The sequence below is a fragment of the Hymenobacter polaris genome (assembly GCF_012927305.1).
Taxonomy (GTDB): Bacteria; Bacteroidota; Bacteroidia; order Cytophagales; family Hymenobacteraceae; genus Hymenobacter; species Hymenobacter polaris.
Genome location: NZ_JABBGH010000003.1, coordinates 327,528 through 340,306 on the forward strand (window position 1 = coordinate 327,528; position 12,779 = coordinate 340,306).

Sequence of the window (12,779 nt, forward strand, 5' to 3'; positions counted from 1 at the left end):
TCGCAATTACACCTTACCCGTGGGGCTGTGTATGACCGCTCCGAAGACGGCGACTTTCGTGTAACCGACCCCGCCCGCATCGCTGAGCTGTACAATCGTAAGCGGCTGTTCTACACAGAAGGCACCCTTTACGAGTATTTGCGCTTTGAAGACCTCCGCGCCGACCTGTTTCCGCGAGTGCGCCGCTTGATGGCTAACCGCAACCCCGACCATCCCTGGCTGGCCTTGGACGACCGGCAGATGCTAGCTAAGGCAGGCCTGTATAAGCGCGATTTCCAGACCGGCAAGGAGGGCTACACGCTAGCCGCCGCCCTGCTATTCGGCCAGGACGAAGTAATCGCGCAGATTGTACCACACCACCGCATCGACGCGCTGGTGCGCCGCCAGGACTTAGACCGCTACGATGACCGCCTCGACGTGCGCACCAACCTGATTGAAGCCTATGTGCTGCTGATGGAGTTCATTGGCAAGCATCTACCCGATTCCTTTTACTTAGAAGGCACTACCCGCGTGAGTCTGCGCGACAAGATTTTCCGCGAGGTAGTGGCCAATATCCTCGTCCACCGCGAGTACACCAACGCCCGCCCCACCACGCTTGTTATTTATAGTGACCGGGTGGAGGCCGAAAACGCCAACGTACCGCACCACAGCCCCGGCCCGATGCAACTCGACAACTTCTCGCCCTACCCCAAAAACCCTAGCATCGCCAAGTTTTTCTTGCAACTGGGTCGGGTAGATGAGTTAGGCTCCGGTATCCTAAATATCACTAAGTACCTGCCACGCTATGTGCGCGGGGCCGCGCCGCGCTTTGTGGACGGCAATGTATTTCAGACGGTGCTACCACTGGCCGTGTACCCGCTCGGCGAAGTAGCCGACTTGTGGCTGAGCTATTTGGATTTGTCCGTTTCGGAAAGCGACCGGCAGATGACCCGGCAGCTTGCCGTAGGTCAGGACCTACGCACATTGCTCGACAATCCTGAACGCCTGGCTTACGAGCTAGGTACAAGCTGGGTGCAAAAAGGGAACAGGCTCAATCTGGAAAAACATACGTCAGATGATGAAATACCCGCTTTTACTAATTGGCAGGGACTCAGCTTAGCCCAGAAAGGGAACAAGCTACTATCCATCCGGCTGCGTAATATGGTTGCCACGCTGCTGGTCTGCCTGGAGCCAAGGCCGCTGATTGAAGTTATGCAGTTGCTGGATTTCACCAGCCGGAGCCGCTTCAAAACAGGCTATACCGACGCACTAATTCAGCGGGGATTACTTGCGCTTACACTACCAGCAATTCCTAGCTCTCCTAATCAGCGATATCAGACTACAATTCGTGGACGCAATTTCTTGAGCGGCGGCTAACCCATCCCCACCAATTGCTTATTTAGCATTCAGCTTCGAGTGCTTGTGGCCATACGTAAAGTATATCCCGAGGCCAATCAGCAGCCAGATGAAGAACATCGTCCAGTTGTTGATGCCGAGCTGCGTCATCAGGTAGAGGTTGGTGAGCAGGCCTAGGACGGGCAGCAGCGAAAGCTTTTTGCGGAACGTGACGACAGCAATGGCCAGCGCCGCCAGGATGAACACGAGGTAGGGAATCTGGTGGCGGAAGACGGCGTAGTAGCCCTCGTGGGTGCGGGCGGCGGTGGTGCCGTCCACGTCTTCTAGCAGCTTCACGAGGGTGCCGCGGTCGTACTGCCACAGCAGCAACGCACTGACCACCAAGATGGCCGGCACCAGCCAGCGGCCATTGAGGTAAGGCACCGTGAAGCGGGCGCCCGACTGGCCGTAGGGGTCGAGGATGAGGATGCCGCCGCAAACCAGCGCGAAGGCGAACAGCGTGCCGATGCTGGTCAGGTCCACCACCAGGTCCATATTCAGAAACAGCGCCGGCACGCCCACGAACAGGCCCGTGACAATGGTGCTGAACGAGGGCGTGTGAAAGCGCGGGTGGATGCGGGCAAATACCGGCGGCAGCAGCCCGTCGCGGCTCATCGTCAGCCAGATGCGGGGCTGCCCCAGCTGAAACACCAGTAGCACCGAGGCCATGGCAAACACGGCGCTCACGGCCACCAGGCCCGAGAACTTGGGCAGGCCTACCTTGGCAAACACGAACGAAAGCGGGTCGCCCACGCCCAGCTCCTTGTAGCTCACCATGCCCGTGAGCACCAGCGTAATCAGCACGTAGAGCACGGTGCAGATGATGAGCGCGTACATCATGGCCTTGGGTAAGTCGCGCTGCGGGTTTTTGCACTCCTCGGCGGTGGTCGAGATGGCGTCGAAGCCGATGTAGGCAAAGAAGACGGCCGACACGCCCTTGAGCACTCCGCCGATGCCGTTGGGGGCGAAGGGCGTCCAGTTGGCGGGCTTGATGTAGAACACGCCCACCGCGATAACAATGGCCACTACGGCTAGCTTCAAGGCTACCAGCAGGTTAGAGGCATTCTTGCTTTCCTTGATGCCCACGTAAACTAGGGCCGTGATGAGCACGGTGATGCCAAACGCGGGCAAATCGACCACTAGCCGGAAGCCGTCGAACAACTCGGGGGCGCTGGTCCAGGCCTGGTAGCCGGCTAGTTGGGCGGGCGTGGTGCTGGCTTGCAGGTTGCCACCGGCTTGCATCACGGCCAGCACGGCCTGGTAGCCGCTGTAGGCGCTTTGGGTACCCATCGTCAGCCAGCGGGGCAGGGCTAGGCCCACGCCGTCGAGCAGGCCAGTGAAGTAGTCGCTCCACGAAATGGCCACCACGATGTTGCCCACCGCATATTCCATGATGAGCGCCCAGCCGATAATCCAGGCCGCCAGCTCGCCAAACGAGGTGTAGGCGTATGTGTAGGCCGAGCCGCTGACCGGAATGGTGGCCGCAAACTGCGCGTAGCACAAAGCCGAGAACGCGCAGGCGATGGCCGTGAAGACGAACAGCAGCGACACGGCCGGCCCCCCGTTGAGGCTGGCCTGCCCGATAGTGCTGAAGATGCCTGCCCCAATGATGGCCGCAATGCCCAGGCCCGTGAGGTCGCGCACGGTGAGGTGGCGGGCCAGCCCACCGCCGCCGTGCCCTTCGGCATCGGCGGGCGGGTGGGCCAGGATGGACTCAACGGTTTTGCGGCGAAAGAGCGAGTTGGTGGCAGGAGGCATTCGGGCGAGGGCGAGTTAAACCGGCAAAGTAGCAGTCGGGCAAGTTACGCCCCACGGCCCGCTACCACCACAAGGCCCCAGGGTGGCCCTAGGCAGCCGGCCGTGCCCTAGGGCTGCATAAAGCCCAGAAAAATTTTCACTCGCCAGCACAAGCGATGCTTCTGCCTGATATTTTTGATACTAATAACTACTTGACCATTAGCACCTATTTCACCCCTAGGGCCGACCAGGCGCCCCCTGCTGCCGATGAAGCTTTCTACCTCTCTGCTGCCCCTGGCTACCCTGCTGGCCGCCTGCGAGGGCGCTAGCCCCACCGCCACTGCCCACGCCGCCCAGGCCGCCCGCGACCTCGCCCAGGCTACGGCGGCGGCCCCGTCCTCCACCGAGCCCGCTGCTACCGCGCCCATGACGCCCACTGCCCCCACCCCGCCCCCGGCTGCGCCTTATACCGTGCGCGGCATCCTCGACCCCGGCATGCAAAACATCGTGGCTTTTGCGCTGAAGATTCCGCGGGGCTGGCACTTGCAGCAGGCGTTTACGCGCAAGTGGAACGGCGCGACGCCCATCACCCAAGTATCGCTGCGGCTACTGGCGCCCGACGGGCAGCAGCAGATTGACTTTTTGCCCGAGCGGCCCTACTACTACCAAGATGGGCCCACCGCGCGCAGCCTGCGCCAGCAGGCCGCCAGCATGGGCCTGGCCACGCCCCGGCACGACGAGTATGAGCTACCGCCCATGGCCCCGCTCGCCTACATCCGGCAGGTACTATTGCCCAACCTGGCGCAGCAAGGCTTTCGCCTGCAGCCCACTGGCCAGCACGAGCAGCCAGCCGGGGGCAGCTCGGCCACGGGCTACGTAGACGGCCGCCTACCCAACGGCCGCCGCGCCCGCGTGGAGTGCGTGGTGAACACCCACGCCACCAACATGAGCGGCGAGGTGTACTACCAGTGGGCGGCGCTGCCCTCCATCACCCAGACCAGCGGCGAGCTGGCGCCCACGTTTGCCTACACGCAGGCGGCGCGCAAGTCGTTCAGCATCAATCCCGCCTGGCAGCGCCTCAACCAGCAGCTCACCCAGCGCGGGCAGCATAGCAACCAAGAGGCTACCCAGCGCGATGCCGAGGCCTACCGGGCGTATCAGCAGCACCAGCTGGCGCTGCAGCAGCAAACCACCGCCGACCGCCAGCGCTTGCAAGACCAGATTGCCCAGGCCCGCGGCGACCTACTGAGCGGCAAAACCCGCTACGACAATCCCGCCACCGGCGACCGCTACCGCGTGGACGACCGCTACAACCACGTGTACCAGGACCGCAACGGCGCCCTGCACGGCAGCAACGTGCCCCTCGATGCCGGCGCCCTCGACTGGCAGGAACTGCAGCAAGTGGAACTGAAAAACTACTAGCTGCCCTCGTGTGCGAAAAGGCCATTGTTGGCATCGGGTTACCTACACCCACCCTGCCCCGCCATGCCCCACCCTGCTACCCGGCTCACTATTCCGCGGCCTTGCTCCCAAAGCTGGGCGGCCATGGTGCCCACCGGCCCCGGCCGCCGCTGCGCCGCTTGCCAGAAAGTAGTGGTCGATTTCACCCGAAAAACGGACGCCGAGATTCTGGCCTATTTGGCGCAAGCAGACCGTGGCAATACCTGCGGACGCTTTCGGGCCGGGCAGCTGGCGCGGCCGCTGGCCGTTGCCGCGCCCGCGCGCCCGGCTGCTCGCTGGCAGGCCTGGCTAACGGGTGTGCTGCTGGCCACGCTGGCCCTGCCAAGCTGCCGGCACCCGCTCGGCGAGCCACGGCCCGTTGCCACCGCGCCCAGTGCTCGGTTTGCTGACGGCTGTGACAGCTGCGCGGTAGCGGGCACCACGATTTTAGCAACCGACTCGGTGGCGGTAGCCGCGGACTCAGCTAGCGCGCCGCCCGGCGAGCTGATGGGCGACGTGGAGGAACTGCCCTAACACAACGGCGCGGCCCGGCACCAAGTAGGTGCCGAACAAACTTTTCGGCCTGTAAAAACCTTTGCCTAGGGATATGCTACGATTGCCTACCCTAGGCCTGCTGACCCTACTACTGGCGGCCTGCGCTACCTTTAAGCCGGTGCCAACCACCCGCTTTAACCCTACTGCTACCCGCGCTGAGCTGCCCCAGGACGAGGCCGTGCACCCCAAAAACTCGCTGGAGTGGTGGTATCTCACCGGCCACCTGCGCGACCAGGCCAGCGGCGAAACCTTCGGCATTGAGTACGTCTTTTTTCACTTCAACCTGAAGGATGGCCGCGACGACTACCAGATGGTAAATGTGGCTATTACCGACCCTAGGGGCCAGAAATTCAACTACGACTACCAGCTGGACAAGCGGCCGCGCCTGCTCACCGACTCGCTGCCCCTGCGCCTGCGCGACCACAAAGCCGGGCAAACCTGGATTTTCGATGGGCAGGAGGGGCGCTACCACTTTGCCGCCAACCTCACCGGCAAGCAGAACCAAGGCTATGGCCTCGACCTGACCACCACGCCCACCAAGCCCGTGCTGCTGCACGGCGGCACGGGCTACGAAAACTACGGCCAGGGCATTTTGGCTGGCTACTACAGCTACCCGCGCCTGGCCACGACGGGCACGCTGCTGGTGGGCGGCCAGCGCCACCAGGTAACGGGCGAGCTGTGGTACGACCGGCAGTGGAACTGCACCAGCATCGTGAGCAAGGGCGTAGGCTGGGATTGGATGAGCATCCAGCTGCAAGAGCCCAGGGGTGAAGCCAAGATTAGCACCGAGCTGATGCTCAACACGCTGCGCAATACTGAAACCGGCCAGCAGCTCAACAACGGGTCCTACTTTTCGGCCGACAACCAGAACACGCACCTCGGCGGCCCCGACTTTCAACTCACGCCCCTCACGTACTGGGTTAGCCCGAAGTCGAAGAAGAAGTACCCAGCCAAATGGCGCGTGCAGGTGCCCGCCCAGGGCTACGACCTGACCGTGGAGCCGCTGGTGCCCGACCAGGAGCTGGGCCTGCGCTTCTTTCACGCCTTCACCATGTACTACTGGGAGGGCATGTGCCGCGTCACGGGCACGCACCACGGCCAGCCCGTATCGGGCAATGCCTACGTAGAAATCACGAACCGCTAGGGCGCCTGGCAGCGCAAGCGCGGCTGGAGCAGGAATGCCGCGGTATTTGCGCCTGGTGCTTTGGGCGGCTCAGCCGTGCTGGCCCGCACCCAAAAAGAATGCTTAATGTTTAAGAGCCTCCTACCTACCCTAGGCCAGGAGCCCCAAAGCCCGCTAGGGGCCTACTTTACGAGGGCGCCGGCCAGCAGCGCCGCGCCTACGATGGCCACGCTCGGCACGCGCTCCCAGAGCAGCAGCAGGAAGGTGGCCCCCACCAGCAGCGGATTGAGCGGCAGCTGCACGCCGTGGGCGTGGGCCCAGGCGCCGGGCAGCGGCAGCAGGCGGTCAGGCAGCGGGTGGTAGAGCAGCAGCGCCGCCGCGCACACCAAGCCGGCGCTCACGGCCTTCACGCCCTCCAGCGAGGCCTTCACCACGCGGTACTGGCGCAGGCTGTCCCAGAAGCGGATGACGAAGAATATCAGGAAGGTGCCGGGCAGAAAGATGCCCGCCGCGCCCGCTGCCGCGCCCAGCAGCTGCCCGCCCGCGCCCTCGCCCTGGTGCCGCATGGCCAGCACCCCAATGTAGGAGGCGATGGAAAAGTTGGGGCCCGGAATGGCTTGCACGAAGCCCAAGCCCGACAAAAACTCGGGGCCCGTGAGGTAATGCTTGTACTCGACGAACTCGGCAAAAAGCAGCGGCGCCAGCACCTGCCCGCCCCCAAACACCAGCGAGCCGTTGCGGTAGAAGTTCTCGAACAGGCGCACCGGCAGCCAGTGCGTGTAGTGCCCTAGGGTGGCCGCCAGCACAAACACGCCCAGCCACAGCGCTCCGTTGGCCCACTCCACCCGAATGGGCTTTTTGTCGGGCACGATGGCGTGGCGCCGGTAGCGAAACGTGGTGATGGCGCCCCCCAGCAGCAGCAGCACCGGCAGCACGCCGGGATACTGAAAGAAATACGCCAGTAGGGCGGCGGCCACCAGCAGGGCCACCGCCGTTTTGGTGTGCACCACCTGCTCGGCAATGCGGTAGGCCGAAAACGCCACGAAGCCCACCGCCACCGGCTGCACGAACTGCACTAGCCGCCCGGTAAAAGCCGTGTCGAAGTGACTGAGCAGCAGGCCCGCCAAAGTCATGATGCTGACGGCCGGCAGGCACCACACCAGTAGGGCCAGGTAGGCCAGGTTGGGGCCCCCTAGGCGGAAGCCGATGGCCGTGACGGTTTGGGTGGAGGTGGGGCCTGGCAGCAGCGCGCACAGCGCCTGCAGCTCCAGCAGCTCAGCAGCCGTGAGGTAGCGGCGCTTGTGCACCAGCAGCCGAAACATCATGGCTAGGTGCGCCTGCGGCCCCCCAAACGCGGTAAAAGCCAATCCCGCAATATCTTTCAGGAAGATGATATTGCGCCGGTGCCTCATTTTGCGCCCAGCCCGGCGCAGTGGCAGCGGCCAGGTGCCTAGGGTAGTAGTGAAACGGCGGGAAAAGCGAGGGCGCACGGGCGAGGCGGGTAGGCCAGGCAAGTTAGCAGCGCCGCCCGGCTACAATCGCAAGCTACTCCTGCGCCGTGGGCCGCACCACTATGTCGCCCACATCTACATCGGCCGGCTGCTCAATGGCGAAGGCAATGGCGCGGGCAATGGCGGCGGGTGGAATAGCCAGTTGGTCGCGCCGGGCCAGGGTGGCCGCCCGCGCTGCCGGGCTGGTCATGCTGTCGGCAAAATCGGTGTGCACGAAGCCGGGCGATACGCTCGTCACGCGCAGGCCTGCCTGGGCTTCTTCCTGGCGCAGCGCTTCCATAATGGTGCGCACGGCATTTTTGGTGCCGGCGTACACGCCTTGCGTAGGCACGATTTTCAGTCCCGAGGTCGATACCACCGTCACGAAGTGCCCCGCCTGCTGCGCCCGAAATACCGGCAGCGCCGCCGCAATGCCGTAGAGCACGCCCTTGAGGTTTACGTCAATCATGTCTTCCCAGTCCTGCACTTTCAGCTCGTCGAAGCGCGAAACCGGCCCAATACCGGCGTTGCTGACCAGCACGTCGAGCCGGCCAAAGCGCTCCTGAGCCAGTGCCACCAGCTTTTCTAGGTCGCCGCGTAGGCTACTTCGGCCCCGGTGGCTTCGAGGCGAGCGGCCAAGGCCGCCAGGCGGTCCTGGCGGCGGGCGCCCAGCACTATCTTGGCCCCGCGCCCGGCCAGCAGCACGGCCGTAGCCTCGCCGATGCCGCTGCTGGCGCCGGTAATGGCAATTACCTTTCCTTGTAAGCTATCCATGCCCTATCAGGTAGTGAGCGCGCCACCGTGGCGCCTGCCGTAGTAACGCGCCTAAAAAACGCCCGGTTGCGTAGTGGCAACCGGGCGTTTTTGTTAAAGCAAATGAGCTTATTTCTTCTTCAGACCCAGCTCAATCAAGCGCTCGTTCAGAAACTCGCCGGCCGTGATGTCAACTTCCTTCTTGGGGTTGTCCTCCGTTACGAGGTGCGGCAGGGCGGCCAGGCTCATCTCCGAGCGCGGGTGCATGAAGAAGGGAATGCTGAAGCGCGAGGTGTTCATTTTCTCGCGCGGCGGGTTCACCACGCGGTGAATGGTGCTCTTGAGTACGCCGTTGGTCAGGCGCTGCAGCATGTCGCCCACGTTCACCACAATCTGGTCGGGCAGGGCCGTGATGGCAATCCACTGGCCGTCGCGGCGCTTCACTTGCAGGCCGTCGGCGCTGGCGCCCATCAGCAGGGTAATCAGGTTGATGTCGCCGTGCTCGGCGGCGCGCACGGCGTCGGCCGGCACCGCGCTCGGGTCTTCAATGGGGAAGTAGTGAATGGGGCGCAAAATGCTGTTGCCGTTCTTCACCTTGTCGTCGAAGTAGTTCTCGGGCAGCTTCAGATACAGCGCAATGGCGCGCAGCACGTCTTTGCCGGCGGCCTCCAAGGTGCGGTAGGCCTTCATGGTGCTGGCCGCGAAGCGGGGCACTTCCTGGGGCCAGATGTTGGCCGGGTAGTCGTGGCGCACGGGGTCGTTTTCGTCCTGCACCTCTTGGCCCACGTGGTAAAACTCCTTTAGGTCGCCGGTATTGCGGCCCTTGGCGTGCTCCTTGCCCTTGCTAATGTAGCCGCGCTGGCCCGCCAGCTCGGGCACCTCGTAGCGCTGCTTGGCGGGCTCGGGCAGCTTAAAGAACTCCTGCACGTCGTGGTACAGCTCATCGGTCTGGCCTTGGCTCAGGCCGTGGTTTTTGAGGGCAATGAAGCCAATGCTCTCGTAGGCATCGCCCAAGTCTTGCACGAACTTGGCTTTGCGGGTGGGGTCGCCGGAGCGGAAATCCGCGAGGTCGAGCGACGGAATGTGGTCAGGCAGGTTATCAGCCATAACTTTTTGGGAGTTGGTTGGTGGTTGATGAATTGCTGATTATTCGGTTGCTTGCCAATAACTACTGGTAGCGGGAAAACCGCGCGAGCCAGCCGCAATAGCCGCCCGCCACCGGTTTCCGTCCGCCAGCAGCAACCAGTAGTTACCTGGGGCGAAGGTAGCGCAAAACCCTGGGGTGACTTACTTGCGTATTCACCCCCTCTACTTCACTCCTTCTTTCACATGATGTTACATCGCGCATCGCTGGGTGGTTCCCTGGCCCTAGGGGTCCTGCTCCTGCTAAGCAACTGCAGCACTTCGCAGCAGGCCGAAACTACCGACACTACTTCACCGGGCGACCGCAGCACCGCGCTCGGTGCGCAAGGCGGCGGCACTACCATGAGCGGCCAAACCGTGGGCGGCATTACCCTCACGCCCTTCAACGACTCGCCCAAGTTCCCGACGGCTGCCATGCGCCTCAACTCGCCGGTGCAAGGCTCCACGGTGCCCAGCCCGGTGGCTTTTTCCTACGAGCTGTCCAACTTCCAGCTCACCAAGATGACGGGCAGCGAGCACGCCACCATGATGGCCAACTCGATGAAAGGCCAGCACATTCACCTCATCATCGACGATAAGCCCTACATCGCCGAGTACGAGACGAAGTTCAGCCAGCCCATGGACCCCGGCAAGCACGTCATCCTCTCGTTCCTGTCGCGCTCCTACCACGAAAGTCTCAAGCACAAAGGCGCTTACGACCTGCGCACCATCACGGTGGGCCCCGGCGCCGCGCAGCCCGACAGCGCCACCGCTAACTTCGACGTGAACGCGCCGGCCCTGTTCTACAGCCGCCCCAAGGATGCCTACAAGGGCAACGACGCCAAGAAAATCATGCTCGATTTTTACCTCGTTAACACCACCCTGGCCCCCGATGGCAACAAAGTGCGCGCCACCATCAACGGCTCGGAGTTCATGCTCGACCAGTGGCTGCCCTACCAGATGGAAGGCCTACCCGCCGGCCAGGCTACCATCAAGCTCGAGTTGGTGGACAGTAGCGGCAAGCTTATCCCCGGCCCCTACAACTCGGTAACCCGCACCATTTCGGTGGAGCCCTAGGGAATAGAATTGGTAGCAATAGCCAGGCAGTGCCCTGCCGGCCCACAAGGCCGGCAGGGCCTTTTACTTTGCACCCGCTGGGTGCCTGGCAGCACGTTATGGTCTTTTCAAGCCCTAGGGCGCTTTCAGTTGACAGCTAGAAGTCACCAGCCACCCTGTTCGCTACTATGGCAGCTAACGCAGTGTTTCGAGCCCCGTAGGCAGGTATCTGGTCTAGAAGCTCACTTAGCCGCGTCTGCTGCTCGCCTAGCTCGCGGGTGCGCTCGGCCACACGAGCTTTTAAGTCGGCATTGAGTTGCTCGACCTGCTGCCGCGCCTGCACACTCTTGCTCATTTCCGTAGCCACCACCGCAATACTGAGGATGCGCTCATCAGTATTGCGTAGTGGGTGATATACAAAATTCTAGCATGCCGTGTCACGCCGGCCAGCGCAGTCAATACAGGAGAATAACCTATGGACCACGTAGGGCGCGCCGGTACGCGGAGGACAACATAGACCACGTAGCAGCAAATAATCTGGTTGAACCGGCATCCCGACCGGGAAGCTGCCCTGGCTATTAAGCTGTAGCTAAAAATGTTGCCCCCTGAACGCTAACTATTGCCCAAAAAATGGCTTTGGTACTACCCTAGGGTTGTTTTTGCGTTTCTCTTACTTAGGCTCCGCCACCGGCAGTTAGGCGCCGCGCTGGCTAAAGCGACTGCAGCGCCAGGCTGAGCAAGGACCCTAGGAAGCGGAGTGCCGCCGGTGCTACCCTGCCCATTAGCCAGCTGGCTTACTGGCCAGGTTCGTGCTGTTGCCAGGGTTGTTGAATAGCTTGAGAAGCGGGTAATAGGCTGGCTATGAATAAGTAAAAGTTCCCAAAAACGAATTATTTATTTTGTAATGAGTTAAATCCACGGTGTAAAAATGGTGCGTAAGTGGGGCGTTGCTGCGTAACCTCCGTTGATGAAAACACTTGCACCAGAATTTGAGAACCAGCTTGTTAGTCGATTACATGCGCGGGATGAGCAGGCCATGGCCTTGTTTTACCGCAGTTACCGGCCGGCGCTTTTTCAAACGATACTGCGCATTGTGCAGCACCGCGAGCTAGCCGAAGATGTGTTGCAGGAAAGTATGCTTAAGTTTTGGCAGGGCTTCCCGAGCTACGACCGCAGCAAGGGCCGGCTTTTTACTTGGGCCCTCAGCATCAGCCGCAACCTGGCCATCGACCGCCTGCGGGCGGTGCGGGCCCAGCGCGCTGCCGCGCCCTCCGCGCCATTCAGCGAGCAAACGGTGGGCGGCTTAGCAGCACCTACCAGCTTCAAGCCCGAGCACCTCGATGTGCGCGACTGGCTGCAGCTGCTCAATGCCAGCGACCGGCAGCTGCTGGAAATGCTTTATTTTGAGGGCTATACCTACCCCGAAGCAGCTCAGCACCTGCACCTGCCCGAGGGCACCGTTAAGACCAGGGGCCGCCGCATTATGCGCACGCTGGCGCAGCGGCTGCGCCTGGGCCACCGCAAATAGCTGCCACGCCTAGGCCGAGGCGAAAACCGCTAGCGGCGAAAGCGGCTGAAGATGCCGTCTTTGCGCTTGATGAGGACGTAGCGAATGGAAAAGGCCGTGGGGAAGCGGGCGTAGTCGTCGCCCGAAAATTCGAGGCTGGGCTTGAAGTCGAAGCTGAGCGCGATGGGCAAAAAGGCCACCTTATACTCGACGCCCACTAGCGCATCGAGGCCGCTGTAGCCGCCGGTGTCTTTGTTGTGGCCCAGGTGCCCGCCCGCGCCGAAGTAGTAGTTGAGGCTGGGCCCCAAAATGCCGAAGTGGTACTCGGCCAGCACCGTGCCGCTGTACTCGCGCTGGCCCAGGCCCGCAATGCCTTCCAGGGTCAGGCGCGAGGCTAGGCGCTGCTGCAGCGTCAGGCCGTAGTTGCCCCCGCCCAGGCGGACGCCAAGAGCCGTATCGTATTTTTGGGCGGCGGCGGGGCGCGCCAGGGCTAGCAGACCCCCCAGTAAAGCAAGTTGAAAGCGCATAGTTCGCCCTAGGGCAATGACCCGGCCAAACTGGCGCGGCACCCACTTAACGCCCGCTACTGCCAGGCTAGTACCTGGGCGTTCCAGACCCCGAA

Annotated in this window: 12 protein-coding genes; 6 read left to right on the forward strand and 6 right to left on the reverse strand. The window is 62.5% G+C overall.

Features of this window, described 5'->3' with window-relative positions; translation table 11 throughout:
- Window positions 1–27 precede the first annotated feature (27 nt).
- Window positions 28–1,356: a Fic family protein gene (locus HHL22_RS17795; protein ID WP_169532753.1), complete on the forward strand. Its 1,329-nt coding sequence runs from the start codon at window positions 28–30 to the stop codon at window positions 1,354–1,356.
- An 18-nt stretch (window positions 1,357–1,374) separates the two neighbouring features.
- Here HHL22_RS17795 and HHL22_RS17800 read toward each other — a convergent pair whose 3' ends face one another.
- The gene (locus tag HHL22_RS17800) at window positions 1,375–3,132 is read right to left on the reverse strand and encodes an amino acid permease (RefSeq protein ID WP_169532754.1); all 1,758 of its coding nucleotides are present in this window, start codon (window positions 3,130–3,132) and stop codon (window positions 1,375–1,377) included.
- Window positions 3,133–3,378: 246 nt separating this feature from the next.
- Between HHL22_RS17800 and HHL22_RS17805 the strand changes: the two genes are divergently transcribed.
- The 3 genes from HHL22_RS17805 to HHL22_RS17815 all read left to right on the forward strand — a co-directional run bounded on the left by HHL22_RS17805 (window position 3,379) and on the right by HHL22_RS17815 (window position 6,250).
- Window positions 3,379–4,533 (forward strand): hypothetical protein, encoded by a 1,155-nt coding sequence (locus HHL22_RS17805; protein ID WP_169532755.1) that lies wholly within the window; start codon window positions 3,379–3,381, stop codon window positions 4,531–4,533.
- Window positions 4,534–4,596: 63 nt separating this feature from the next.
- Complete coding sequence (locus tag HHL22_RS17810; RefSeq protein WP_169532756.1) at window positions 4,597–5,085, forward strand: hypothetical protein; 489 nt, start codon at window positions 4,597–4,599, stop codon at window positions 5,083–5,085.
- A gap of 73 nt (window positions 5,086–5,158) precedes the next feature.
- Entirely contained in the window at window positions 5,159–6,250 is a 1,092-nt protein-coding gene (locus tag HHL22_RS17815) for a lipocalin family protein (protein ID WP_169532757.1), read from the forward strand.
- Between the two features lie 161 nt (window positions 6,251–6,411).
- Here the strand turns inward: HHL22_RS17815 and chrA are convergent, their stop codons facing one another.
- The 4 genes from chrA to HHL22_RS17830 form a co-directional block, all read right to left on the reverse strand.
- The gene (gene chrA, locus HHL22_RS17820; protein ID WP_317172688.1) at window positions 6,412–7,719 is read right to left on the reverse strand and encodes a chromate efflux transporter; all 1,308 of its coding nucleotides are present in this window, start codon (window positions 7,717–7,719) and stop codon (window positions 6,412–6,414) included.
- 55 nt (window positions 7,720–7,774) lie between these two features.
- On the reverse strand, window positions 7,775–8,296 hold the full coding sequence (locus tag HHL22_RS17825; protein ID WP_317172689.1) for an SDR family oxidoreductase: 522 nt from the start codon (window positions 8,294–8,296) through the stop codon (window positions 7,775–7,777).
- Between the two features lie 8 nt (window positions 8,297–8,304).
- The gene (locus tag HHL22_RS24275) at window positions 8,305–8,493 is read right to left on the reverse strand and encodes an SDR family NAD(P)-dependent oxidoreductase (protein WP_262888395.1); all 189 of its coding nucleotides are present in this window, start codon (window positions 8,491–8,493) and stop codon (window positions 8,305–8,307) included.
- Between the two features lie 108 nt (window positions 8,494–8,601).
- The gene (locus HHL22_RS17830) at window positions 8,602–9,579 is read right to left on the reverse strand and encodes an isopenicillin N synthase family dioxygenase (protein ID WP_169532758.1); all 978 of its coding nucleotides are present in this window, start codon (window positions 9,577–9,579) and stop codon (window positions 8,602–8,604) included.
- A gap of 222 nt (window positions 9,580–9,801) precedes the next feature.
- Between HHL22_RS17830 and HHL22_RS17835 the strand changes: the two genes are divergently transcribed.
- Window positions 9,802–10,671, forward strand: a complete 870-nt coding sequence (locus HHL22_RS17835) for a hypothetical protein (protein WP_241738171.1) — start codon at window positions 9,802–9,804, stop codon at window positions 10,669–10,671.
- A 946-nt stretch (window positions 10,672–11,617) separates the two neighbouring features.
- Complete coding sequence (locus HHL22_RS17840) at window positions 11,618–12,178, forward strand: RNA polymerase sigma factor (RefSeq protein WP_169532759.1); 561 nt, start codon at window positions 11,618–11,620, stop codon at window positions 12,176–12,178.
- Between the two features lie 29 nt (window positions 12,179–12,207).
- Here HHL22_RS17840 and HHL22_RS17845 read toward each other — a convergent pair whose 3' ends face one another.
- Window positions 12,208–12,684 (reverse strand): hypothetical protein, encoded by a 477-nt coding sequence (locus tag HHL22_RS17845; protein WP_169532760.1) that lies wholly within the window; start codon window positions 12,682–12,684, stop codon window positions 12,208–12,210.
- Between the last annotated feature and the right edge of the window lie 95 nt (window positions 12,685–12,779).

Excerpts from the sequence above, each read along its gene's own strand:
- HHL22_RS17800 (WP_169532754.1), bottom strand. The coding sequence starts at position 3,132 with ATGCCTCCTGCCACCAACTCGCTCTTTCGCCGCAAAACCGTTGAGTCC.
- HHL22_RS17805 (WP_169532755.1), top strand. The coding sequence starts at position 3,379 with ATGAAGCTTTCTACCTCTCTGCTGCCCCTGGCTACCCTGCTGGCCGCC.
- HHL22_RS17810 (WP_169532756.1), top strand. The coding sequence starts at position 4,597 with ATGCCCCACCCTGCTACCCGGCTCACTATTCCGCGGCCTTGCTCCCAA.
- HHL22_RS17815 (WP_169532757.1), top strand. The coding sequence starts at position 5,159 with ATGCTACGATTGCCTACCCTAGGCCTGCTGACCCTACTACTGGCGGCC.
- HHL22_RS24275 (WP_262888395.1), bottom strand. The coding sequence starts at position 8,493 with ATGGATAGCTTACAAGGAAAGGTAATTGCCATTACCGGCGCCAGCAGC.
- HHL22_RS17830 (WP_169532758.1), bottom strand. The coding sequence starts at position 9,579 with ATGGCTGATAACCTGCCTGACCACATTCCGTCGCTCGACCTCGCGGAT.
- HHL22_RS17835 (WP_241738171.1), top strand. The coding sequence starts at position 9,802 with ATGATGTTACATCGCGCATCGCTGGGTGGTTCCCTGGCCCTAGGGGTC.
- HHL22_RS17840 (WP_169532759.1), top strand. The coding sequence starts at position 11,618 with ATGAAAACACTTGCACCAGAATTTGAGAACCAGCTTGTTAGTCGATTA.
- HHL22_RS17845 (WP_169532760.1), bottom strand. The coding sequence starts at position 12,684 with ATGCGCTTTCAACTTGCTTTACTGGGGGGTCTGCTAGCCCTGGCGCGC.